At 61.0% G+C, this 22317-nt stretch carries 21 protein-coding genes, 1 tRNA gene, 2 pseudogenes and 1 riboswitch; of the genes and pseudogenes, 23 read left to right on the top strand and 1 reads right to left on the bottom strand.

Annotation, left to right across the window (positions count from 1 at the left end):
• Nucleotides 1-432 precede the first annotated feature (432 nt).
• Nucleotides 433-517, bottom strand: a tRNA-Tyr gene (locus PXT33_RS11775).
• Between the two features lie 399 nt (nt 518-916).
• On the opposite strand from PXT33_RS11775, the gene PXT33_RS11770 reads away from it, so the two are divergent.
• The 23 genes and pseudogenes from PXT33_RS11770 (at nt 917) to PXT33_RS11665 (ending at nt 22190) form a co-directional block, all read left to right on the top strand.
• The gene (locus PXT33_RS11770; RefSeq protein WP_242961870.1) at nt 917-1237 is read left to right on the top strand and encodes an Hpt domain-containing protein; all 321 of its coding nucleotides are present in this window, start codon (nt 917-919) and stop codon (nt 1235-1237) included.
• Nucleotides 1238-1341: 104 nt separating this feature from the next.
• Nucleotides 1342-1555, top strand: a riboswitch (cobalamin riboswitch).
• A gap of 167 nt (nt 1556-1722) precedes the next feature.
• Nucleotides 1723-2955 carry a sirohydrochlorin cobaltochelatase gene (locus PXT33_RS11765; RefSeq protein WP_332376622.1) on the top strand — a complete coding sequence of 411 codons (1233 nt, stop codon included), beginning with the start codon at nt 1723-1725 and terminating at the stop codon, nt 2953-2955.
• A gap of 117 nt (nt 2956-3072) precedes the next feature.
• Nucleotides 3073-3933 carry an iron transporter gene (locus PXT33_RS11760; RefSeq protein ID WP_332376621.1) on the top strand — a complete coding sequence of 287 codons (861 nt, stop codon included), beginning with the start codon at nt 3073-3075 and terminating at the stop codon, nt 3931-3933.
• A 226-nt stretch (nt 3934-4159) separates the two neighbouring features.
• Complete coding sequence (locus PXT33_RS11755; RefSeq protein WP_332376620.1) at nt 4160-5299, top strand: ABC transporter substrate-binding protein; 1140 nt, start codon at nt 4160-4162, stop codon at nt 5297-5299.
• A 30-nt stretch (nt 5300-5329) separates the two neighbouring features.
• The gene (locus PXT33_RS11750) at nt 5330-6349 is read left to right on the top strand and encodes an iron ABC transporter permease (RefSeq protein WP_294648134.1); all 1020 of its coding nucleotides are present in this window, start codon (nt 5330-5332) and stop codon (nt 6347-6349) included.
• A 77-nt stretch (nt 6350-6426) separates the two neighbouring features.
• Nucleotides 6427-6801, top strand: a pseudogene (locus PXT33_RS14850) (ABC transporter ATP-binding protein); the annotation flags it as partial.
• 33 nt (nt 6802-6834) lie between these two features.
• Nucleotides 6835-8298 (top strand): cobalt-precorrin-5B (C(1))-methyltransferase CbiD, encoded by a 1464-nt coding sequence (gene cbiD, locus PXT33_RS11745; protein WP_405002407.1) that lies wholly within the window; start codon nt 6835-6837, stop codon nt 8296-8298.
• Nucleotides 8286-8990 (top strand): precorrin-2 C(20)-methyltransferase, encoded by a 705-nt coding sequence (gene cobI / locus PXT33_RS11740; RefSeq protein WP_332376618.1) that lies wholly within the window; start codon nt 8286-8288, stop codon nt 8988-8990. Before cbiD ends, cobI begins: the two co-directional genes overlap by 13 nt.
• Before the next feature lie 4 nt (nt 8991-8994).
• A complete protein-coding gene (cobM, locus tag PXT33_RS11735) occupies nt 8995-9756 on the top strand; it encodes a precorrin-4 C(11)-methyltransferase (RefSeq protein WP_005943270.1) in 762 nt (253 codons plus the stop codon).
• Nucleotides 9753-10748: a cobalamin biosynthesis protein gene (locus PXT33_RS11730; protein WP_332376617.1), complete on the top strand. Its 996-nt coding sequence runs from the start codon at nt 9753-9755 to the stop codon at nt 10746-10748. Before cobM ends, PXT33_RS11730 begins: the two co-directional genes overlap by 4 nt.
• Entirely contained in the window at nt 10741-11508 is a 768-nt protein-coding gene (gene cobJ, locus PXT33_RS11725; RefSeq protein ID WP_332376616.1) for a precorrin-3B C(17)-methyltransferase, read from the top strand. The genes PXT33_RS11730 and cobJ overlap by 8 nt, the downstream gene beginning before the upstream one ends.
• Nucleotides 11505-12251, top strand: coding sequence for a precorrin-6A reductase (cobK, locus tag PXT33_RS11720; protein ID WP_332376615.1), 747 nt, complete (start codon nt 11505-11507; stop codon nt 12249-12251). The genes cobJ and cobK overlap by 4 nt, the downstream gene beginning before the upstream one ends.
• Nucleotides 12239-13435 (top strand): precorrin-6y C5,15-methyltransferase (decarboxylating) subunit CbiE, encoded by a 1197-nt coding sequence (gene cbiE, locus PXT33_RS11715; RefSeq protein WP_097775030.1) that lies wholly within the window; start codon nt 12239-12241, stop codon nt 13433-13435. Before cobK ends, cbiE begins: the two co-directional genes overlap by 13 nt.
• Nucleotides 13432-14769 carry a cobyrinate a,c-diamide synthase gene (locus tag PXT33_RS11710; RefSeq protein ID WP_298638199.1) on the top strand — a complete coding sequence of 446 codons (1338 nt, stop codon included), beginning with the start codon at nt 13432-13434 and terminating at the stop codon, nt 14767-14769. The genes cbiE and PXT33_RS11710 overlap by 4 nt, the downstream gene beginning before the upstream one ends.
• A 5-nt stretch (nt 14770-14774) precedes the next feature.
• Nucleotides 14775-15839: a nicotinate-nucleotide--dimethylbenzimidazole phosphoribosyltransferase gene (cobT, locus tag PXT33_RS11705; RefSeq protein WP_097781493.1), complete on the top strand. Its 1065-nt coding sequence runs from the start codon at nt 14775-14777 to the stop codon at nt 15837-15839.
• Complete coding sequence (locus tag PXT33_RS11700) at nt 15833-16354, top strand: bifunctional adenosylcobinamide kinase/adenosylcobinamide-phosphate guanylyltransferase (protein ID WP_154256023.1); 522 nt, start codon at nt 15833-15835, stop codon at nt 16352-16354. Before cobT ends, PXT33_RS11700 begins: the two co-directional genes overlap by 7 nt.
• Nucleotides 16351-17102 (top strand): annotated as a pseudogene (locus tag PXT33_RS11695) (adenosylcobinamide-GDP ribazoletransferase). Before PXT33_RS11700 ends, PXT33_RS11695 begins: the two are co-directional and overlap by 4 nt.
• The gene (locus tag PXT33_RS11690) at nt 17099-17419 is read left to right on the top strand and encodes a bifunctional adenosylcobinamide kinase/adenosylcobinamide-phosphate guanylyltransferase (protein WP_005943245.1); all 321 of its coding nucleotides are present in this window, start codon (nt 17099-17101) and stop codon (nt 17417-17419) included. Before PXT33_RS11695 ends, PXT33_RS11690 begins: the two are co-directional and overlap by 4 nt.
• Nucleotides 17413-18012, top strand: coding sequence for a histidine phosphatase family protein (locus PXT33_RS11685; RefSeq protein ID WP_005943240.1), 600 nt, complete (start codon nt 17413-17415; stop codon nt 18010-18012). Before PXT33_RS11690 ends, PXT33_RS11685 begins: the two co-directional genes overlap by 7 nt.
• On the top strand, nt 18009-18962 hold the full coding sequence (gene cbiB / locus PXT33_RS11680; RefSeq protein ID WP_298638202.1) for an adenosylcobinamide-phosphate synthase CbiB: 954 nt from the start codon (nt 18009-18011) through the stop codon (nt 18960-18962). Before PXT33_RS11685 ends, cbiB begins: the two co-directional genes overlap by 4 nt.
• Complete coding sequence (locus PXT33_RS11675; RefSeq protein ID WP_332376614.1) at nt 18959-20026, top strand: threonine-phosphate decarboxylase; 1068 nt, start codon at nt 18959-18961, stop codon at nt 20024-20026. Before cbiB ends, PXT33_RS11675 begins: the two co-directional genes overlap by 4 nt.
• Entirely contained in the window at nt 20023-21519 is a 1497-nt protein-coding gene (locus tag PXT33_RS11670; RefSeq protein ID WP_332376612.1) for a cobyric acid synthase, read from the top strand. The genes PXT33_RS11675 and PXT33_RS11670 overlap by 4 nt, the downstream gene beginning before the upstream one ends.
• A complete protein-coding gene (locus PXT33_RS11665; RefSeq protein ID WP_332376611.1) occupies nt 21516-22190 on the top strand; it encodes a precorrin-8X methylmutase in 675 nt (224 codons plus the stop codon). The genes PXT33_RS11670 and PXT33_RS11665 overlap by 4 nt, the downstream gene beginning before the upstream one ends.
• The last annotated feature ends 127 nt before the right edge of the window (nt 22191-22317 follow it).

The raw sequence follows: 22317 nt of genomic DNA, 5'->3' as shown, positions 1-22317 counted from the left end.
ATCATGCACAGAAAGCGTTGTCAATGATTTTTTTGAAGAAAAATTTAAAAAATCAATGCACAGAGTACCAACCTGAATACCGTTGCAAAATATTATGATGCACGGGACACGATGGTTACTACGGTTCTTATTGTTCTGCTGATCCTTGCACTGCTGGAGATCGTCCTGCTGAACGGTGCCGCAGCTGTTCGAATCCACCCGCCCGATGAGTTTAGCCTTATCGCAAAACAAAAACCTCAGCGTACTTGCATACGTTGAGGTTTTTGGTGGGCGCGGGTGGATGTCGCGAGCCGCGCTGCTGAAAACAGCCCACCGGGCTGTTTTTGCGCCATCTTCAGCGATGTCGCCGCAGCTGTTCGAATCCACCCTCGAGAGTGAGACTTAAGATGCCGGGCAAAACAAAAACCAGCGTAATTTCTACGCTGGTTCTTTTGGTGGGCGCGGGTGGATTCGAACCACCGAAGCTGAAAGCAGCAGATTTACAGTCTGTCCCCATTGGCCACTCGGGAACACGCCCATATTCACTTTTTGTGTCCTTCGCCGGACGACTTGTTTATTCTATCATGCAAAAAGGCTTTTGTCAACTGTTTTTTTACCTTTTTCTTCAAATGCGTTTTCCGTGCAGAGAAACGGCAGGATAAGCCCTGCAGCCATGCAGGCACGGCAAAGTCGGAGAAAAAAGCCAGCCGGAAGAAATTGATAGGCAAATTGCAAGAAAAACTCGGGACAATATGTGAAAAGTGCAAGACTTTTTGTCTCTGCATTGAAAAACGCAGTAAGGCGTGATATATTAAAAACGCAACAAAGTGCAACAAAATGGATGGCGCTTTTGTCACTCTGTGGCAAATCAGGCGGGATAAGTAGAAAAAGAAAGGCATAGCGACAAACCATGACGATTCAGGAATGTTATAGACAGATGGGCGCAAATTATGAGGACGTGCTCAAGCGGCTTTACAACGAAGGCATGATCTGCAAATTTACGCTGATGTTTTTGAACGACGACAGCTATCCGAAACTGGAGCAGGCATTGAAGGAAGGAAATGTGAAGGAAGCATTCCGTGCGGCACACACGCTCAAGGGCGTGTGCCAGAACCTGGGCTTTACCAACCTGTATCAGCCCACCTACGATTTGACCGAGGTGCTGCGCACAGGCACACTGGAAGGTACCAAGGAGCTGTTTGACAGCGTGACCTGCCAGTACAAAATCACCATCAATGCGATCCGTGCGCTCCAGTAAGCTCCGCATTTGGCTCGATCTCCAAACGGCATCCTTCCTTATAAAAGGCAGGATGTCGTTTTTTATTGCATTCTGCGCAGTTTTATGATATAATGCCGGACGAACTGAACAGAAAAACAGCAGGTGCCTTTTGCCGATGCACTGCACGGCGGAAAGGGTAAAAGGGAAGCGGGTGCAGATCCCGCACGATCTCGTCACTGTGATAAGGGAGTCCGCATCAGGGTGCTTTGCACCAGCCACTGGAGCTTTTGCTCTGGGAAGGAGATGACGGGCGGCGATCTTTCAGTCAGGAAACCTGCCTGCTGTTGGTACGGGGGTGCAAACCCCAGATCACGAGGAATTGGTTGTACCAAAAAGCCCTGAAACAACAGAGGTCTTTTTGTCATGCCATCCGCAGGACAGAAGGGCCTCTTTTTTCATCTCTCTTTCCTGTACCCTTTGTTTGGTTCAAACCGCAATTTATCCAGCAGGAAAGGACAAGAACAATGAGAAAGATCGAAACCAAAAAGCTGGCCGCAGCTGTTACGGCTCTGGCTCTGTGCGCCGGCGTGCTCACCGGCTGCGGCGGGGCTGCTTCCGGCACTGCATCCAGCACCGCTGCGTCTTCCGCTTCCAGCGAAGCGAGCAGCGAGGAGGCTGACGAAATGGCAGCAAAGAACGTGGCAGACCTGATCGATGCCATCTATGTGCAGGAGCGCAATGAGGATACCGATGCCCAGTGCGAAGCCGCCAAGGCTGCATGGGATGCCCTGACCGACACCCAGAAGGAACTGGTGGAAGGTGAGAACGCCGACCCCGACTACTTTGGCCGTGACACCGGTGATGCTTCCAAGGACGATGCCCGCAATCAGGACGACATTGGCGACAACGAGCTGCTGGTGGTCTCCTTCGGCACCTCCTTCAACGACAGCCGCGTGAAGGACATCAAGGGCATCGAGGATGCTCTGCAGGCCGCATACCCGGATTGGTCTGTGCGCCGCGCATTCACCGCACAGATCATCATCAACCATGTGCAGGCTCGTGACGGCGAAAAGATCGACAACATGCAGCAGGCCATGGACCGCGCTGTGGAAAACGGCGTGAAGAATCTGGTCGTCCAGCCCACCCACCTGATGCACGGTGCTGAGTACGACGAGATGATGGAAATGATCGACACCTACCGCGACAAGTTTGAATCTGTCGCTGTGGCTGAGCCCCTGCTGGGCGAGGTCGGTTCCGATGCCACCATCATCAATCAGGATAAGGAAGACGTTGCCAAGGCTGTCACCGCTGCTGCCGTGAAGGAAGCCGGCTACGACAGTCTGGATGCCGCTGCTGTGGACAAGGTCGCCTTTGTTTTTATGGGCCACGGCACCTCGCACACCGCAAAGGTGAGCTACAGCCAGATGCAGACCACTATGCAGACTCTGGGCTACGACAATGTGTTCATTGGCACCGTTGAGGGCAAGCCGGAAGAGACTGCCTGCGAGAACGTCATCGAGGCTGTTAAGGCTGCGGGCTACACCAAGGTCATTCTGCGCCCGTTGATGGTGGTTGCCGGCGATCACGCCAACAACGATATGGCCGGTGAGGATGCCGATTCCTGGCTGAGCCAGTTCAAGGCTTCCGGTGCTTTCGACAGCATCGACTGCCAGATCGCTGGTCTGGGTGGGATCGAGGATGTCCAGAAGCTGTATGTCGCCCACACCAAGGCGGCGATCGATTCTCTGAACGGTTGATCAAACGAACCCTCTCCGTCTCGCGGCCGCTTTGCGGCATCCGGTGGAGAGGGTTCATTTTTTATCTGAACAATGGTATAATAAAAGCTGATTTTTTATAATGTAGAGGTATTTCCTATGAAACGCGTTTTTTCCTGTGTTGTCGCTGCTTCTCTGGCATTGAGTCTGCTGGTGGGCTGCGGCGCTTCTTCCACGGCATCTTCTGCAGCTTCCAGTGCTGCCAGCTCGGAGGCTGCTTCTTCCGTGGCTTCTTCTGCCGCTGAGACCGCCGCTTTGCCGGATGGCGTGTATACCGCCGAGTTTGACACCGACAGCAGCATGTTCCACGCCAACGAAGCCTGCGACGGCAAGGGCACCCTGACCGTGGAGAACGGCCAGATGACCTTCCATGTCAGCCTTGCTTCCACCCATATCGTCAACCTGTATCTGGGCAAGGCTTCCGATGCCGCCGACCACGAGGCCGACTGGCTGCAGCCCACCACAGATACCGTCACCTATTCCGACGGCACCTCGGAGGAGGTGTACGGCTTTGACATTCCGGTCACTGCGGTGGATACGGACTTTGACCTTGCCATTCTGGGCACCAAGGGCAAGTGGTACGACCATGTCGTCAGCGTGCGTGATGCCGTGGAAAAGGCTGCGGAAGCCGAGACCCCGGCAGACGGCACCTACACCTGTGATGTGACGCTGGAGGGCGGCTCCGGCCGTGCCACCGTGGAGAGCCCCGCCGCCCTGACCGTGGCAGACGGCAAAATGACTGCTACCATCGTGTGGAGCAGCCCGAACTATGATTATATGATCGTGGACGGCGAGAAGTATTTGCCCACTAACACCGAGGGCAATTCCACCTTTGAAATTCCGGTATCGGCGCTGGATACCGCACTGGATGTCACCGCCGATACCGTTGCCATGAGCACCCCCCACGAGATCGAGTATACGCTGACCTTTGATTCTGCAAGTCTGAAGGCTAACGATTGAGAATGCCCTCCGCTCACGCTCTGGGCATACTCAGCGGAAAATCAATTTTTTATTTCGCGTTTGTCGCGGCCCCGACGCTTGTCAGGGCAAAGCCCTTCCATCTGCTATCGCAGATCGCTCGCCTGCTTGAAAGACCCACTGGGGCTTTCATTGCTGCGCAACCGCAGGGCCGCTCCAAACGCCTTTTCACAAGAGGGGTCGGAACGACAAACGTCCGGATATTTGAATGAAAATCACTCGCAACCAATTTCTGAAACTGATCCCTGCTGCGGCGCTGACGCTGACCGGCTGCGGCAGCAAGACTCAACCTGCCAATACGGAAAGTCTTGTTTTTTCCCATCATTACAAGCTGGACTATGCACAGCAGTTCACAGCGGACTGCTATGAGGGCGGCTATACCATGCTGACCATCGCGGAGTCAGATGCACGGTTCCTTGTTGTGCCGGAAGATGCTGCGGAGGTGGACGGTCTGCCTGCTGATGTGACTGTGCTGCGCCAGCCGGTGGAGAATATTTATCTGGTCTCCACCTCGGTGATGGATCTGCTTTTACATCTGGACGCACTGGACAGCGTGGCCTTTTCCGGCACCAAGGCCGAGGGCTGGTATCTGCCTGAGGTGAAGCAGGCCATGGAAGAGGGAAAAATCGCGTATGCAGGCAAGTACAGCGCCCCGGATTACGAGCAGATCCTGGCAGCGGGCTGCCGCCTTGCCATTGAGAATACCATGATCCTGCACACGCCGGAGGTAAAGGAGCAGCTGGAACACTTTGGCATCCCGGTGCTGGTGGAGCGTTCCAGCTACGAGAGCGACCCGCTGGCCCGCATGGAGTGGATCAAGCTTTACGGCATCCTGCTGGGCAGGGAAGAACAGGCCGAGCAGGTGTTTTCCGCGCAGGAGACAGCCGTTCAGCCCATCCTCTCGCAGGAACCCACGGGAAAAAGCTGTGCCTTCTTCTCGCTGACCACCAACAACCTTGCCACTGTGCGCAAGGGCAGTGACTATGTGGCCCGCATGATCGAAATGGCAGGCGGCAGCTATGTCTTTGCGGACCTGACGGACAATGGTAACAGCCTTGCTACCATGAACCTGCCGCTTGAGGACTTCTATGCAGGTGCAAAGGATGCCGATGTGCTCATCTACAACAGCGCCATCGAGGGCATGATCGCATCGGTGAGCCAGCTGACCGAGCGTTTCCCGCTGCTGAACGAATTCAAAGCGGTGCAGAACGGTCAGGTGTGGTGCACCACCCAGAGCCTGTTCCAGCAGAGCATGGAGCTAGCAGACCTGATCGTGGACATGAACCGGGTGTTTACCAAGGGCACACCTGCCGCCAGTACCCTGAAATTCCTCACCCATGTGGATTAAAGAAGGAAAATTTTACAGAAAGGAAAGCCTATGACCCGTACCAGACGCCTTGCAGCCGCCTATATTGCCCTTGCGGCAGCCGTGGCTGTGCTTTTTGCGCTGAACCTGTTCTGGGGCAGCGTATCCCTTGCACCGGGTGCGGTGCTGACGGCGCTGCTGGGCAAGGGCGGCGATGCGCTTGCGGGGAACATCATCCTGCAGCTGCGCCTGCCCCGCGCGGTCATGGCGGCGCTGTTGGGGGCAGCCCTCAGCGCGGCAGGCTACCTTCTGCAGACCTTTTTTGCAAACCCCATTGCCGGGCCATTTGTTATGGGCGTTTCCAGCGGCGCAAAGCTGGCGGTGGCCCTGACCATGGTGGTGTTTCTGGACCGCGGGATGCTGACCAGCTCGGCCACGATGATCGCGGCTGCCTTTGCGGGTGCCATGGCTTCCATGGCCTTTGTGCTGGCGGTGGCCCGGCGGGTGCAGCGCATGAGCATTCTGGTCATCTGCGGTGTGATGATCGGCTATATCTGCTCCGCCATCACCGATATCGTGGTGGCCTTTGCACAGGACTCCAACATCGTCAATCTGCACAACTGGTCGCAGGGCAGCTTTTCCGGCGTGACATGGGCCAATGTACAGGCTGCGGCACTGGTGGTGCTGCCTGCGCTGGCGGCATCCTTTCTGCTTTCCAAGCCCATGGCCGCCTATCAGATGGGCGAGGAGTACGCCCGCAGCGTGGGCGTGAATGTCAAGCCTTTCTCGGCAGCGCTGGTGCTGCTATCCAGCCTGCTGGCGGCCTGTGTCACTGCCTTTGCGGGGCCGATCTCCTTTGTAGGCATCGCGGTGCCGCACCTTGTCAAGCAGCTGCTGGGCAGCGCAAAGCCGCTGTATGTGCTGCCGGGGTGCTGCTTGGGCGGTGCGGCTTTCTGCCTGTTCTGCGACCTGCTGGCCCGCAGTCTGTTCGCGCCCACGGAGCTGTCCATCAGCTCGGTCACGGCCGTGTTCGGCGCGCCGGTGGTCATCTGGCTGCTGGTGCGGCGCAATTCAGAGCGGGAGGGCGCATGATGAACGAAAAAGCACTTTGCACTGCGCGGGAGCTTGCCATCGGCTACGGCAAGACACCGCTGCTCTCGGATATTTGCCTCGGGGTGCAGCCGGGCCAGATCCTGACTCTCATTGGCCCCAACGGCGCAGGCAAATCCACCTTACTGCGCACACTGGCGGGCCAGCTGGCCCCCATGGGCGGCACAGTGCTGCTGGAAGGCAGAAACCTTGCCGATTACACCGGTACCCAGCGGGCGCAGAAGCTGGCCCTCATGGCCCCGCATAGCCGCCGGATGGAGCTGACCACCTGCTTTGACTTTGTTTCGGCTGGGCGCTATCCCTACACCGGACGGCTGGGCATTTTGTCTGCCGAGGACAGGCAGCAGGTGCACAGAGCTTTGGAGCTGGTGGGTGCGGCACACCTTGCAGACCGGGATTTTAACCGCATCAGCGACGGCCAGCGCCAGCGCATCCTGCTGGCCCGGGCACTGTGCCAACAGCCGGAAGTGATCCTGCTGGACGAGCCGACCTCTTTTCTGGATATCAAGGGCAAGATCGAGCTGCTCACCATTTTAAAGGAGCTGGCCCATACCGGTCAGCTGGCGGTGATCCTGAGCCTGCACGAGCTGGAATTGGCTGAAAAAATAGCGGACACGGTGGTGTGCGTTTCGCCCGGTGGTGTTTCCGGCGTGCTGACCCCGGAACAGGCGTTTCAGCCGGAGAACATCCGCACCCTGTACGGCCTGACCGAACAGCAGTACACGGCTCTGTTCGGCACACCGGAGCCGGAAGCCGAAAAGGCACCCGCCGGAAAACCTCAGTTTGAGCATTACGTCCGCAGCGGGCAGAAGTTGCTGCGCTGCGGCTATACCACCGGCACCTGTGCCGCGCTGGGGGCTGCAGGGGCGGCGCGTCTGCTGCTGACCGGCCGCGAACCGGAAACGGTGGCTCTGCGCACGCCCAAGGGCATTGTGGTGGAGGTGGCTCCCCTCTGGTGCCGCAGCACGGACACAGGTGCCGCATGTGCCATCCGCAAGGACGGCGGCGACGATGTGGATGTGACTACGGGCCTGCCGGTGGTCGCATCAGTGGTACTGGAACCGGATGCCCCCGGCGTGCGCATCCTTGGCGGCGAGGGGGTGGGCCGGGTGACGAAGCCCGGCCTTGACCAACCCGTAGGCGAGGCCGCCATCAACCATGTGCCCCGCCAGATGATTGCCGAAGCGCTGGAACGGGAAGCTGAAAATGCTGCCTACACCGGCGGCTTTGCGGTGACCATCTCTGTGGAAGGCGGTGCCGAGACGGCAAAGCGCACCTTCAACCCGCACATCGGGGTGGAGGGCGGGCTTTCCATTCTGGGCACCAGCGGCATCGTGGAACCCATGAGCCAGCAGGCCATTCTGGATACCATCCAGCTGGAAATGAATCAGGCCGCACTGCGTGCAAAAAATGCCCCCGGCCCCCGGCGGCTGGTGCTGGCCCCCGGCAACTACGGGCTGGATTATCTGGCCAGCGCTCTGCCGCAGTTCGAGCGGTTCCCGGTGGTCAAGACCTCCAACTTTATCGGGGATACGCTGGATATGGCTGCCACGGCCAAATTTGAGGAAGTGCTTCTGGTAGGCCACGTGGGCAAGCTCTGCAAGCTGGCAGCAGGGGTCATGAACACCCACTCCCACACGGCGGATGGCCGCGCTGAAGTGTTTTGCGCCCATGCGGCGCTGTGCGGTGCCGCGCATGAGGTGTGCGCCGCCCTGATGGATGCCGCCACCACCGATGCCTGCCTTGACATTCTGGACGGCGCGCAGCTGCGTGCACCGGTGCTGGAAAGCATCCTTGCCGCCATCCAGATGCATCTGGACCGACGGGCAGGCGGGGCGTTCCGGGTGGGCGCGGTGCTGTTCTCCAACCAGCACGGCCCGCTGGGCGAGACAAAAACGGCAAAGGAGCTGATGCAGGAATGGCAGAACTGAAAGGTACATTTTACGGTGTCAGCGTCGGCCCCGGCGACCCGGAGCTGATGACGCTGCAGGCTGTGCGGCTCATCCGGCAGTGCCCGGTGCTGGCCGCGCCGCAGACTGCTTCCGGCCAGATGCTGGCGCTGGACATCGCCCGCAGTGCGCTGGGAGAAGCGCTGGACGGCAAGACCATCGTCCCGCTGTACTTTGCCATGAGCCGTGACCCGGCTGCGCTGGCGGCTTCGCACGAAAAAGCAGCCGCCGCGGTGCAGCAGTATCTGGATGCCGGGCAGGACGTTGCCATGCTGAACATCGGTGATGTTTCCATCTATGCCACCTTTGGTTACCTGCAGGAGATCTTGCAGGCCGGGGGTTATGCCACCGCCATGGCGGCAGGCGTGCCCAGCTTTTGTGCGGCGGCGGCGCGGCTGAATGTGCCGCTGACCGGCGGCATGGATACGCCGCTTACCATTGCGCCCGGCGGCTGGACAGACCGCGTGCTGGAAATGCCCGGCACCAAGGTATTGATGAAAACCGGAAGGCAATTGCCTGTCTTATTGGATGCCCTGCAGCAGGCAGATAAGCTGAAAAAAAGCGCACTTGTGTGCAACTGCGGTCTGCCGGACGAGCGGGTCTACCCGGATCTTTCCCTTGAGCGGCCGCAGGAACAGGCCGGTTATTTTGCCACCGTTTTGGTAAAGGAGTAACGTTATGGTACATTTTGTTGGTGCAGGCCCCGGCGCACCGGACCTCATCACCCGGCGGGGCGCGGCCCTGCTGCAGAAAGCCGACTGCATCATCTATGCGGGCAGTCTGGTAAACCCGGCCCTGCTGGGCCTTGCAAAGGCAGACTGCGCCATTTATAACAGCGCTGAAATGACGCTGGAGCAGGTGCTGGATGTGATGCGGCAGATGGAAGCTGCGGGTAAGATCACCGTGCGCCTGCACACCGGCGACCCCTGCCTTTACGGTGCCATCCGGGAGCAGATGGATGTGCTGGACGCCGAGGGCATTCCCTACGATGATACCCCCGGTGTGTCCAGCTTCTGCGGCGCAGCGGCGGCACTGAATGCAGAGTACACGCTGCCCACCGTCAGCCAGACCGTCATCATCACCCGCATGGAGGGCCGCACCCCGGTGCCGGAAAAAGAAAAGCTGGCAAGCCTTGCCGCCCACGGGGCAACGATGGTCATTTTCCTATCCATCGGCCTTGTGGACAAAGTACAGCAGGCGCTTCTGGAAGGCGGTGCCTATACGCCGGATACCCCGGCAGCGGTGGTGTATAAGGCCACATGGCCGGAGGAAAAAACGGTGCGCTGCACCGTAGGTACGCTGGCGGAAAGCGTTCATGCAGCGGGCATCACCAAAACGGCGCTCATCGTGGCAGGCGGCTTTCTGGGGCGGAATTATGAGCGCAGCAAGCTCTACGACCCGGCCTTTACCACCGAGTTCCGCAAGGGGACAGACCAGTGACCCGCGCCTATCTGGCCTTTACGGCAAAGGGCCTTGCACTGGCCCAAAAACTGGCGGCGGCATATCCCGGCAGCGTGGCCCGCTGCGGCCATGAAGCCGGGCAGGTGCACCTTGCCGATTGGACGGCCCGCCAGTTTGCCGGGAGCGATGCCCTTGTTTTTGTAGGTGCTGTGGGCATTGCGGTGCGGGCCATTGCGCCCCACTGCCAAAGCAAGGCGCAGGACCCTGCCGTTGTGGTGCTGGACGAGTGCGGCCGCTTTGCCGTGCCCATCCTCTCAGGCCACCTGGGCGGTGCCAACGACCTTGCCCGGGCGCTTGCCGCTGTGTGCGGTGCGGTGCCGGTGATCACCACAGCCACCGACGCAAACGGTGTGTTTGCGGTGGACGAGTGGGCAAAGCACCAGAACTGCACCGTGCTGGAGCCGGAGCGCATCAAGCTTGTCAGCGGTGCACTGCTGGCGGGCAAAACGGTGCAGTTTGCATCCGACTGGCCCATTGCTGGTGCACCGCCTGATGGGATCACGGCGGGAGATGACCCGGACTTTGCCCTCACCCTCTGCCCGGCGGGGGATGCGCTGCATCTGGTGCCGCGCATCGGCGTGCTGGGCGTGGGCTGCAAACGCGGCACCAGCACCGAAACGCTGGCCGAAGCCTTTGCAGCTTTCTGTGCCCAGAACCGCCTTGCGCCGCAATGCATCACGGCGGCGGCAAGCATCGACTTAAAACAAAACGAGGCGGGCCTGCTGACCTTCTGTAAGAGCCACAGCTGGCCGGTGCAGTTTTTCACAGCGGAACAGCTGCGTGCCGCCCCCGGCAGCTTTACGCCTTCGGCCTTTGTGCAGAGCGTTACCGGCGTGGACAATGTCTGTGAACGGTCGGCAGTGCTGGCCGCAGACGGGACACTCGTTTTTCACAAATATGCCCATACCGGCGTGACCTTTGCGCTGGCCGTGCGGCCCTATGCCCCGGACTGGAGGTGGCAGAATGTTTGATCCGATGAAATTTGAAATCGACGAACCGGAAAAGGTAGTCTACGTGGTGGGCATTGGCCCCGGAGATGTTTACTACCTGACGCAGGAAGCCCAGAACGTTCTGGAACACGCAGATGCCATCTGCGGCTATAAACTTTATCTTGATCTGATCGAGCCGGAGTTCCCATGTGAGGAATATTATTCCACCGGCATGACCAAGGAGATCGACCGCTGCCGCTGGGCGCTGGAAAAGGCGAATACCGGTAGGCGCGTGGTGATGGTGTGCAGCGGCGACGCAGGCGTTTACGGCATGGCCAGCCCTGTGCTGGAACTGGCGCAGGATTACCCGGACGTTGCCGTAGAAGTGGTGCCCGGCCTTACGGCCGCCCTCAGCGGCGGGGCTGTGCTGGGCGCGCCGCTGGCCCACGATTTCTGCGTGATCTCCCTTTCCGACCGGCTTACCCCGTGGGAGGTCATCGAAAAGCGGCTGGCCTGCGCCGCGCAGGGCGATTTCTGCGTGGCACTGTACAATCCCTCTTCCAAGGGCAGGCCGGACTACCTGCAAAAGGCGGTGCGCATCCTGCGCGCAAACGGCAAGGGGCCGGAGACGGTCTGCGGCCTTGTGCGCAACATTGGCCGCGAGGGCCAGAGCGCCCGGGTGCTGACGCTGGCCGAGCTGGAAAACACGCCGGTGGATATGTTCACCACCGTGTATATCGGCAACAGCAATACCCGCGCCCTTTCGGGCCGGATGGTCACGCCGCGGGGGTACCGTAAGTGAAGGCGGTCGTGTTCAGCGGCACCACCGAGGGCCGTCGCTTTTCCCAAAAGCTGGCAGAGCTTGGCGTTGCGGTAACGGTGTGCGTGGCAACGCCGCTGGGGGCCGAGGAGCAGGGCGAAATGGCGGGCATCACGGTGCACGCCGGGCGGCTGCAGCCGGATGCCATGGCGGCATTGCTGGCGGGAGCTGATCTCTGCGTGGATGCCACCCACCCTTATGCAGTGGATGCCACCAGGAACATCCGCGCTGCAGCGGTGCAGGCGGGCGTGGAATACCGCCGCCTGCTGCGTGCGCAAAGCCCCTTGCCGCCCGGCTGTGCGGTGTTTGAAACAGCAGCGCAGACTGCAGAATATCTGGCCGGGACAGAGGGCAATATCCTGCTTGCCACCGGTGCCAAGGAGCTGGCTGTGTTTGCCGGGCTGGAACCGGCGCGGCTTTACCCGCGCGTCCTGCCCACGCCGGAGGGCATTGCCGCCTGTGAAGCGGCCAATGTCCCGCACCGGAACATCATTGCCATGCAGGGGCCGTTCAGTCTGGCGCTGAATAAGGCGTTGATCACACAGTTCCAGATCCGGTACCTCGTCACCAAGGACGGCGGCGCAGCGGGCGGCTTTGCCGAGAAGGTGCAGGCCGCTGCCGATACCGGCGCACAGCTGGTGGTGCTGCGCCGCCCGCCGGAAACTGGCGAGACGGAAACACAAATTTTAGCGTATTGCAAGGAGATTTTGCAATGGTCACACTGATCGGCATGGGCAGCGGAAAATGGAAAGCCCTTTCGGCGCAGGCGCAGCAGGCTGTGCGCAGTGCGGGCCTTGTGTTCGGTGCAAAGCGGCTGCTGGCGGGCCTGCCTGCAGACTGCACGGCCCGGCAGTTCGCGCTCTACCAGCCCGCTGACATTCTGGAAACACTGGCACAAAACCCCGGGCAGGATGCTGCCGTGCTTTACAGCGGCGATACCGGATTTTACTCCGGTGCGTCCGGTCTGCTCACGCCGCTGCGGGCGCTGGGCATCCCCGCGCGGGTGTATCCGGGCGTTTCCAGCATCCAGCTGCTTTCAGCGGCGTTGGGCCGACCGTGGCAGGACTGGAAGCTGGTCTCGGCCCATGGCTGCGCCTGCGACCCGGTGGCCGAGTGCATGATGAACCGTTCGGTGTTCTTCCTCACCGGCGGCACGGAAACGCCCGCCTCTCTGTGCCAGAAGCTGACCGATGCCGGTATGGGCGAAGCCCACGGCGTGGTGGGCGAAAACCTTGGCACCGAGGCGGAAGCCATCCGCTACGGTTCTGCTGCAGAGCTGGCGGGGCAGAGCTTTGCACCACTCAGCGTGCTTCTGGTGGAAAACTTTGATCTGCCGCAGCTGCGTGCGCCGGGCTTCCCGGACGAAAGCTTCATTCGGAGCGAGGTGCCCATGACCAAGCAGGAGGTGCGCGCTGCTGCGCTGGCAAAGCTGGCGGTAATGCCCACCGACACTCTGTGGGATGTGGGCGCAGGCACCGGCAGTGTGAGCGTGGAGCTTGCGCTGGCGGCACCCAAAGGCCGCGTTTACGCCGTGGAGTGTGAACCGGATGCCTGTGAACTGATCCGTAAAAACCGGGCAAAGTTCCATGCTTGCAACCTCATCCTCATCGAGGGCCGCGCACCGGATGTGCTGGCAGACCTGCCTGCGCCGGATGCCGTGTTCATCGGCGGCACCAAAGGCGGCATGGAAGCCGTGCTGGATGAAGTGCTCGGCAAGAATCCGAACGCACGCATCTGCATTTCGGCCATTGCGCTGGAAACGCTGGGCGCTGCCATTGCCGCCCTCACGGCCCGGGGCCTGACCGCAGAGGTAACGCAGATCGCCGTCAGCCGCACAAAACCGGCGGGCCGACTGCACCTGCTCATGGCCAATAACCCCATCTTCCTCATTACGGGTACACGTAAATGATGCAATTCCTCATCGCCGCGCCTTCTTCCGGTAGCGGCAAGACCACTGTTGCCTGTGCAGTGCTGGCGGCGCTGAAAAAGCGCGGGGCCGACCCCTGTGCGTTCAAAAGCGGGCCGGACTACATCGACCCCATGTTCCACCGCTCGGCTCTGCAGGTGGACAGCCACAATCTGGATCTGTTTCTTTCCAACAGGGATATGGTGCGGGCCATTTTTGCCCGTTATGCCGCCGGGCATGGTGCCGCCGTGTGCGAGGGCGCTATGGGCTTTTATGATGGTCAGGGCCTGACCACCCGTGCCAGCGCTTGGGAACTGGCGGATACGCTGGGCCTGCCGGTGCTGCTGGTGGTACAGCCCAAGGGTGCCAGCGTGACGCTGGCCGCGCAAATTCAGGGCCTTGTGAACTTCCGCAAAAACAGCCATGTTTCGGGCATCCTGCTCAATGATTGTTCCGAAAAGCTGTATAAAATGCTCAAGGCCCTGCTGGAAAGGGAGACCGGCCTGCCGGTGCTGGGTTATCTGCCCCATTTGCCGCAGGCAGCGGTAGAAAGCCGACACCTCGGCCTGAAGACTGCAGATGAAATTGCCGACCTGCAGGAAAAGATCGCCCTGCTGGCCGATGCACTGGTGCTGGATTGGCAGCGCCTTGCCGTGCTGACCGAAAAGCCTGCGCCGGAAGCTTTGCCGGGAGCAGCTGCACCCACATCCGTCCGCATTGCGGTGGCAAAGGACGAGGCGTTCTGCTTTACCTATGCCGAAACGCTGGACGCACTGCGGGATGCCGGGGCGGAGCTTGTGCTTTTCAGCCCGGTGCAGGATGCGGTTTTGCCGGAAAATATAGGTGGGCTGTATCTGCCCGGCGGCTACCCGGAGCTGTACGCCAAAACTCTGAGTGAAAACAAAACCATGCTGGCTTCCATCCGGCAGGCCGTGCAGGCGGGCCTGCCCACAGCAGCCGAATGCGGCGGCTTTTTGTATCTGGGCCGGAGCCTTGAGGATGCCGACGGTAAGGCGTGGCCCATGGCAGATGTTCTGCCGGGCGATGGCATCCGGGTGGGAAGGCTGGTGCGCTTTGGCTATGCCGAAATGACCGCCAAGGCGGACAGTATGCTCTTCTGCGCCGGAGAAACGCTGCCTATCCACGAATTCCACCACTGGGATTCCACCGCAAACGGCACTGCATTTACTGCCTGCAAAAGCGAAAAAATGCAGTGGGAATGCGGCTTTGCAAACGAGAATTTCTATGCGGGGTTCCCGCATTTATACTGGGCGGGCACGCCCCTGCCGGGCCGCTTTGTGCGCGCGGCAGAACGATACAGCAAAACAAAAGGATGACCTAAATGACCGAAACGGAACTGAATGCACTTTTGGCGGGTATCACCCCTGCCAACGAAGCTGCCCGCGCGGCGGCACACGCCCACTGGGCCAGCCTTGCAAAGCCTCTGGGCGGGTTGGGCCGGCTGGAGACCATGCTGGAGGATGCCGCCGCCCTTACCGGCAGTGCGGAGCTTGATCTTTCCCGCCGGGTGGTGGTGGTGCTCTGCGCGGATAACGGCGTGGTGGCGCAGGGCGTGAGCCAGACCGGGCAGGAAGTGACCCGTGCCGTGGCCGAAAACCTTGCCATGCGGCGCACCAGTGTGTGCCAGATGGCCCGCACGGCCCACTGCGATGTTCTGCCCGTGGATATGGGCATGGCAGGCGAACCGGTGCCCGGCGTGCGCAGCTGCCGCATTGCCGCAGGCACGGCGGATTTTACCCAAGGCCCTGCCATGAGCCGGGCCGAGGCCGTGCAGGCCGTTGGGGAGGGCATTGCCCTTGCCCGGGAACTGGCAGAGGATGGCTACAGGCTCATCGCCACCGGTGAAATGGGCATTGGCAATACCACCACCTCCAGCGCGGTGGCGGCAGTGCTGCTGGGCCAGCCCGTGGAGCTTATGACCGGGCGCGGTGCGGGCCTCTCGGACGAAGGGCTTGCCCGTAAGGTGGATGCCATCTGCCGCGGCATCCTTTGCAATGAGCCGGACCCGGAAGACACATTGGATGTTCTTGCAAAGCTTGGCGGCTTTGATATCGCGGGCCTGTGCGGTGTGTTTCTGGGCGGTGCACTGGCCGGTGTGCCGGTGCTGGCAGATGGCTTTATCAGCGGAGTGGCCGCGCTGTGCGCCGTGCGGCTGTGCCCGGCGGCGGCAAAGGCTGTGTTTGCAAGCCACTGCTCGGCAGAGCCTGCCGCGCGCATCGTGCTGGAAGCACTGGGCAAGGCACCCATCATTACGGCGGGGCTGCATCTGGGCGAGGGCACCGGCGCGGTGGCCAGCATCCCGCTGTGGGATATGGCGCTGGCCGTATACGGCGGGTGCTACTCCTTTGCGGAGGGCGGCATTGCGCCGTATACGCCCCAATGTTGACGCTGGTTCTGGGCGGCGCGGCCAGCGGCAAAAGTGAATACGCCGAGAGCCTTGTGCTGAAAACCACCGGCCCGCGCTACTATCTTGCCACCATGCAGGTGTGGGATGCCGAGTGTGCCGCCCGGGTAGAAAAGCACCGCAAAATGCGGGCCGCAAAGCAGTTTGAAACGGTGGAGTGCCCCTTGCATCTGGACAATGTGCGCCTGCCTGCGCGGGGCACCGCCTTGCTGGAAGACCTTGGCAACCTTGCCGCCAACGAGCTGTACGACCCGGCGGGAGCAGGGGAAAACGCGGCCAAAGCCATCCTGCACGGGCTGGAAAGCCTTGCAGCCCAGTGCGAAAACCTCATCGTTGTTTCTAACGAGGTGTTCAGCGGCGGGGCCGACTATGCCGGTGACACAGGCCGCTATCTGCTGGCACTGGCGCAGGTGAACAATGCCTTTGCCGCCCGGGCAGATGCGGTGGTGCGGGTGGTATGCGGCATCCCCGTGTACTATAAAGGAGTGGAAAAATGATCGTTTTGCAGACCATTGCGGTGGCCTTTGCCATGTTTTCGGCCATCCCGGTGCCGCAGTTCGACTGGAACGAAAAAATATGCGTTATGCCATGTGCGCCTTCCCGCTCATCGGTGTGGTGATTGGGGCGGCATGGTGTGTGTGTGGCGCGCTGCCCCTGCCGGGCTTTGCCAAGGCGGCGGGCTTTGCGCTGATCCCGGTATGGATCACCGGCGGCATCCATCTGGACGGCTATGCCGACACCTGCGATGCCCTTTCCAGCTACGGCGACCGAGAAAAGAAGCTGGAAATATTAAAAGACCCCCATTGCGGTGCCTTTGCGGTCATCCGACTGTGCAGCTATTTTCTGGCCTATTTTGCCCTGTGCACCTGTGTGAGTTTTACACCCCGCGTGGGTGTGCTGTGGGTTCTGGCACTGGTGCTGGAACGGGCGCTTTCGGGCCTTGCGGTGGCATCGTTCCCCATGGCAAAAAACACCGGTCTTGCACACACCTTTGCCACTGCAGCAGACAAAACTGTGGTGCGCCGGGTGCTGGCGGTGCTGGCCGCAGTGCTGTGCGTGGGCATGGCGGCGCTGGGCGGCTGGGCGCTGGTGCTGGCAGCGCTGGCGGTGCTCTGGCGCTACTATGCCGTGAGCCGGAAGCAGTTCGGCGGCATCACCGGCGACCTTGCCGGGTGGTTTTTGCAAAAGGCCGAGCTCTGGATGCTGGCGGCACTGTGTGCCTGCCAGTGGGGAGGGCTGCTATGATCTTTATTACCGGGCCGCTCTACAGCGGCAAGCGCACCTTTGCGCAAACACTTCCCGGCAAGCGTCTTTCGGACGTGCAGGTATTGGCTGCCGATGCCGCCGACCTGCCTGCCTTGGCAGACAAGCTTGCCCATGAATACGATATCCTCATCGCCACCGAGGTAGGCGGCGGTGTTGTGCCGATGGATGTCAAACAGCGCGCAGACCGCGAGGCGGCGGGCAGGCTTGCCTGCCTGCTGGCCGCACGGGCAGAGTGCGTGGTGCAGATGTTCTGCGGCATCCCCACGGTTTTGAAAGGAGAATTGTCTCAATGCTGATCTATCTTCTGCGTCATGGCCAGACGGAATACAACGCCCAGAAGCGTTATCAGGGCCAGCGCGACATCCCGCTCTCACCCGAAGGCGCTGCTCAGCTGCGCCGGGCAGATTTTGACCCCGATGTGGTCTATGTTTCCACCTTGCAACGCACCAGCCAGACGGCGCGCATCCTGTTCCCGGAGGCAAAGCTTGTGCCGGTGGACGGCCTGAAAGAGATGTGCTTTGGCAGCTTTGAGGGCCGCAATTTCATCGAGATGGAAAAGGACCCCGAGTATCAGGCATGGGTGAAGGCCAACTGCGAAAGCCCCTGCCCGGATGGAGAGCGCAAGACGGATTTTTCAGACCGCATCTGCCGCACCGTGGCAGAGCTGATCGATAAAGCTCTTGCCGCAGGCGAAGAGCGGCTGGTCATTTTGGCCCACGGCGGCACCCAGATGGCCGCCATGGAGCGGTTTGCCGTCCCCCACAGGGACTATTACGCATGGTGCGGGCCCAACGCGGGCGGCTTTGTGCTGGATGCAAAGGACTGGACGGAAAAGCATCTGCTGTATCTCGTAAAGACCGTCCAGTACACAAAGGAGAGCAGGGCATGATCCTTCAGGCAGTTGTCGGCGGTTTTGTGCTGGACGCGCTCTTCGGCGACCCGGCGTGGCTGCCGCACCCGGTGGTGCTTATGGGCAGATGCATCTCCCGGTTGGAAAAATTCCTGCGCGCCCGCCTGCCCGGCACCCCGCAGGGCGAGCTGCTGGGCGGTGCCGTAACGGCGTTCTGCCTGCCGGTGGGCACCTTTCTGGTCACCAGCCTTGTGTGTCTGGCGGCGGCAAAGCTCAGCCCGTGGCTGGGCCTTGCGGTGCAGATGTTCTGGTGCGGGCAGGCGCTGGCGGCAAGGGGCCTTGCGCAGGAGAGCAGGAATGTGTACGCTCAGCTTATTAAAAACGACCTGCCCGCCGCTCGCAAAGCCGTGAGCCGCATCGTGGGCCGCGACACCCAGGACCTGACCGCCGAGGGCGTGACCAAGGCCGCGGTGGAAACGGTGGCCGAAAATGCCAGCGACGGCGTCATTGCGCCGCTGCTGTATATGCTCATCGGCGGGGCACCGCTGGCGCTGACCTACAAGGCCATCAATACCATGGACAGCATGCTGGGCTACAAGAACGAGAAGTACCTTTATTTTGGCCGTGCAGCCGCGAAGCTGGACGATGTGGCCAACTACATCCCCAGCCGCCTTGCCGCCCTTTTGTGGGTGGCGGCTGCGGCCTTTACCGGAAACGATGCCAAAGGTGCATGGCGCATCTGGCGGCGGGACCGGCACTGCCACGCCAGCCCCAACAGCGCCCAGACCGAAAGCGCCTGCGCCGGTGCACTGGGCGTGCAGCTGGCCGGCCCGGCTTACTATTTTGGCGAATATTACCCCAAGCCTACCATCGGTGATGCCCTGCGCCCCATTGAACCGCAGGACATCCTGCGCGCCAACCGCATGATGTATGTGGCAAGCGGCTTTGCGCTGGCATGGGGTGCAGCAATACGGGGGTTCCTTGCATGAAACAATTGACCCATGGCGGCGACTGGGCGGGCTACCGCGCCGAGTTTGGCCGCGACCCGCTGGATTTTTCGGCCAATGTCAGCCCGCTGGGCCTGCCGGAAGGGGTGGCAAAGGCCATTACGGCAGCGCTTGCCACGGCAGACCGCTACCCCGACCCGCTGTGCCGGGCCCTGCTTGAAAAACTGGCGGTGGCTGAGGGAGTGCCCGCCGAATGGCTGCTGTGCGGCAACGGCGCGGCAGACCTCATCTTCCGGCTGGCGCTGGCTGCAAAGCCCCGTACCGCCCTTGTGACGGCACCCACCTTCGCCGAGTACGCCACCGCCCTTGAAACGGCAGGCTGCACGGTGGAACGGCATTTTTTGCGGGAAGAAAACGATTTTGCGGTGACGAAAGATCTCCTGAACGCGGTGCACCCGGGTACAAATATGGTATTCCTCTGTCAGCCCAACAACCCCACCGGCCAGCTGGCAGAGCCTGCCCTTGTGGAAGCGCTGCTGCGCAGATGCGAAGCCGTGGGTGCGGTGCTGGCCGTGGACGAATGCTTTCTGGATTTTCTGCCGGAGGGCGAAGGCCTTTCGGCAAAGCATCTGCTGAAAAACAGCAAAAAACTGATTATTTTAAAAGCCTTCACCAAGCTTTACGGCATGGCAGGCGTGCGTCTGGGCTATTGCCTGTGCTCTGATACAGAGCTGCTTGCCCGGATGCAGGCAGCGGGCCAGCCGTGGGCGGTTTCCAGTCTGGCACAGGCGGCGGGCATTGCTGCGCTGGACGAGACGGAATATGTGGCGAAGGTGCGTGCATTGATCGAAGCACAGCGGCCTGTGCTGGCAGACGGCCTGCGGGCGCTGGGCCTGCGGGTGATCGAGGGCCGGGCTAACTATCTGCTGTTCCGCGCGCCGGAAGCGCTGGGCGAAGCGCTGCGCCGCAAGGGTGCAGTACTGCGCAGCTGCGGCAATTATCCGGGCCTTGATGCCAGCTGGTACCGCACCGCCGTGCGCACAGAAAACGAGAACCGGCAGCTGCTTGTACTGCTGGCCGAAACCCTGCCGGAGGTGGCACAATGAGCAAGGCAAAATGCATTATGGTGCAGGGCACCATGAGCGGTGCGGGCAAAAGCCTGCTGTGCGCGGCGCTGTGCCGCATCTTTGCGCAGGATGGCTACCGCGTGGCCCCTTTCAAAAGCCAGAACATGGCCCTGAACAGCTTCGTCACCCGCAACGGTGCAGAGATGGGCCGTGCGCAGGTGGTGCAGGCACAGGCTGCAGGCGTGGAGCCGGATGTGCGCATGAACCCCATCCTGCTCAAGCCCAGCAGCGATGTGGGCAGTCAGGTGATCGTGAACGGCAAGGCCCGGGGCCAGATGTCTGCCGCCGATTATTTCAGGATGAAGCGCAGCCTTATCCCGGACATTCTGGAAGCCTACAACAGCCTTGCCGCCGAGAACGACATTATCGTGATCGAAGGCGCGGGCAGCCCGGCGGAGATCAACCTGAAAGCCGACGATATCGTCAACATGGGCCTTGCAAAGCTGGTGGATGCGCCGGTGCTGCTGGCGGGCGATATCGACCGGGGCGGCGTATTCGCCCAGCTGTACGGCACTGTGGAGCTGCTGGAAGCCGACGAGCGTGCCCGCATCAGGGGCCTGATCATCAACAAGTTCCGGGGCGATGTGGAGATCCTGCGGCCCGGCCTTGCCATGCTGGAAGAAAAAACACACCTGCCCGTGCTGGGCGTAGTGCCGTACCTGCGGGTGGAGATCGAGGACGAGGATTCTCTCTCCGACCGGCTGGATACAAAAGCTGCGGTCAAGCCGCTGGATATCGCCATCCTGCGCCTGCCGCATGTATCCAACTTCACCGACTTTATCCCGCTGGAACAGCACCCGCTGCTGGGCGTGCGGTATGTGCAGCGCACCCGCCAGCTGGGTGCACCGGATCTCGTCATCCTGCCTGGCACCAAGAACACCATGGACGACCTGCGCTGGCTGCGGGAAAGCGGACTGGAAGCGGCGGTGCTCAGGCTTTCGGCAGCCGGTACGCCGGTGCTGGGCGTGTGCGGCGGCTATCAGATGCTGGGCGAACAGCTCTGCGACCCGGCAGGGGAGGAGAGCGGTACCCCCTGCACCCTGCGGGGCCTTGGCCTGCTGCCCACCACGACGGTGTTCGGCACCGAAAAGCACCTGACCCAGACCGCAGCCTGTGTGACCACAGAACCCTTTGCAGGCGCAAAGCTGACGGGCTACGAGATCCACGCAGGCCGCACCGAGGTGTGGGGCAGTGCGTTCTGCATCCTTGCAGACGGCACGCCGGAGGGCTGTGTGCAGGACAGTGTATTCGGTACCTACCTGCACGGCCTGTTCGACACCGGCGAACTGACCGAAAAACTGACCGCATTTTTGTGCAAACGGAAGGGCATCGATCCGGCCGGGGCCGAGCTTATCCCCATGGAGCAGTACCGTCAGCAGCAGTTTGATCTGCTTGCCGATGGTGTGCGCGCGGCACTGGATATGCCCGCCATCTATGCCGCCATGGGAATGCAAAAAGGAGACAACACATGACACCGCAGCATCATCTGCCCGCCGACATTGAACGGACGAGCATCTCCATTATCACAAGGGAACTGGACGAGCTGGGCCTGACCCCGCCGCCGGAGACGGCTGCGGTGGTCAAGCGGGTCATCCACACCACCGCGGATTTCGACTATGCCAAAAATCTGCGCTTTACACCCGGCGCGGTGGAAGCCGCAGTCAAGGCCCTGCACGCGGGTGCTTTCATCGTTACCGACACCAATATGGCGCTGGCGGGCATCACAAAGCCGGGCCTGAAAAAACTGAACGGTGAAGCCATCTGCTACATGGCAGACCCCGCTGTGGCCGAAGCCGCAAAGCAGGCGGGCACCACCCGTGCCGTTGCCGCCATGCACCGTGCTGCCCGGGAGCACCCGGGGGCCATTCTGACCATTGGCAATGCGCCCACGGCCCTTTTGACCATTGCGGAGGAAATGGAAGCCGGTCTGCGGCCTGCACTGGTCATTGGCGTGCCGGTGGGGTTTGTGAATGTGGTGGAAAGCAAGGAAGTACTGTTTGCTGCCTGCGAGCGATACGGCGTGCCTGCCATCGCCGCCATGGGCCGCAAGGGCGGCAGCAATGTGGCTGCAGCCATCTGCAACGCCCTCATTTACTCTGCCGCCGAAATGCTGGACCCCTCTGCCAGAGGGTGGAACGGATAAGGCGGAAACAGCATAACATCAAAAACCCGGAACCCTTTTTGAGCCGTTTTGGCCGAGAAAAGGTTCCGGGTTTTGTTCATGATTTTTTCAGAGAGCTATTTTGCAACAGCCCCATTTTCACGGAAAA

This window comes from Faecalibacterium taiwanense (genome assembly GCF_036632915.2).
Taxonomy (GTDB): Bacteria; Bacillota; Clostridia; order Oscillospirales; family Ruminococcaceae; genus Faecalibacterium; species Faecalibacterium taiwanense.
The sequence above is the reverse complement of the archived record's forward strand: the minus strand, read 5'-3'. Positions and strand labels throughout refer to the sequence as shown.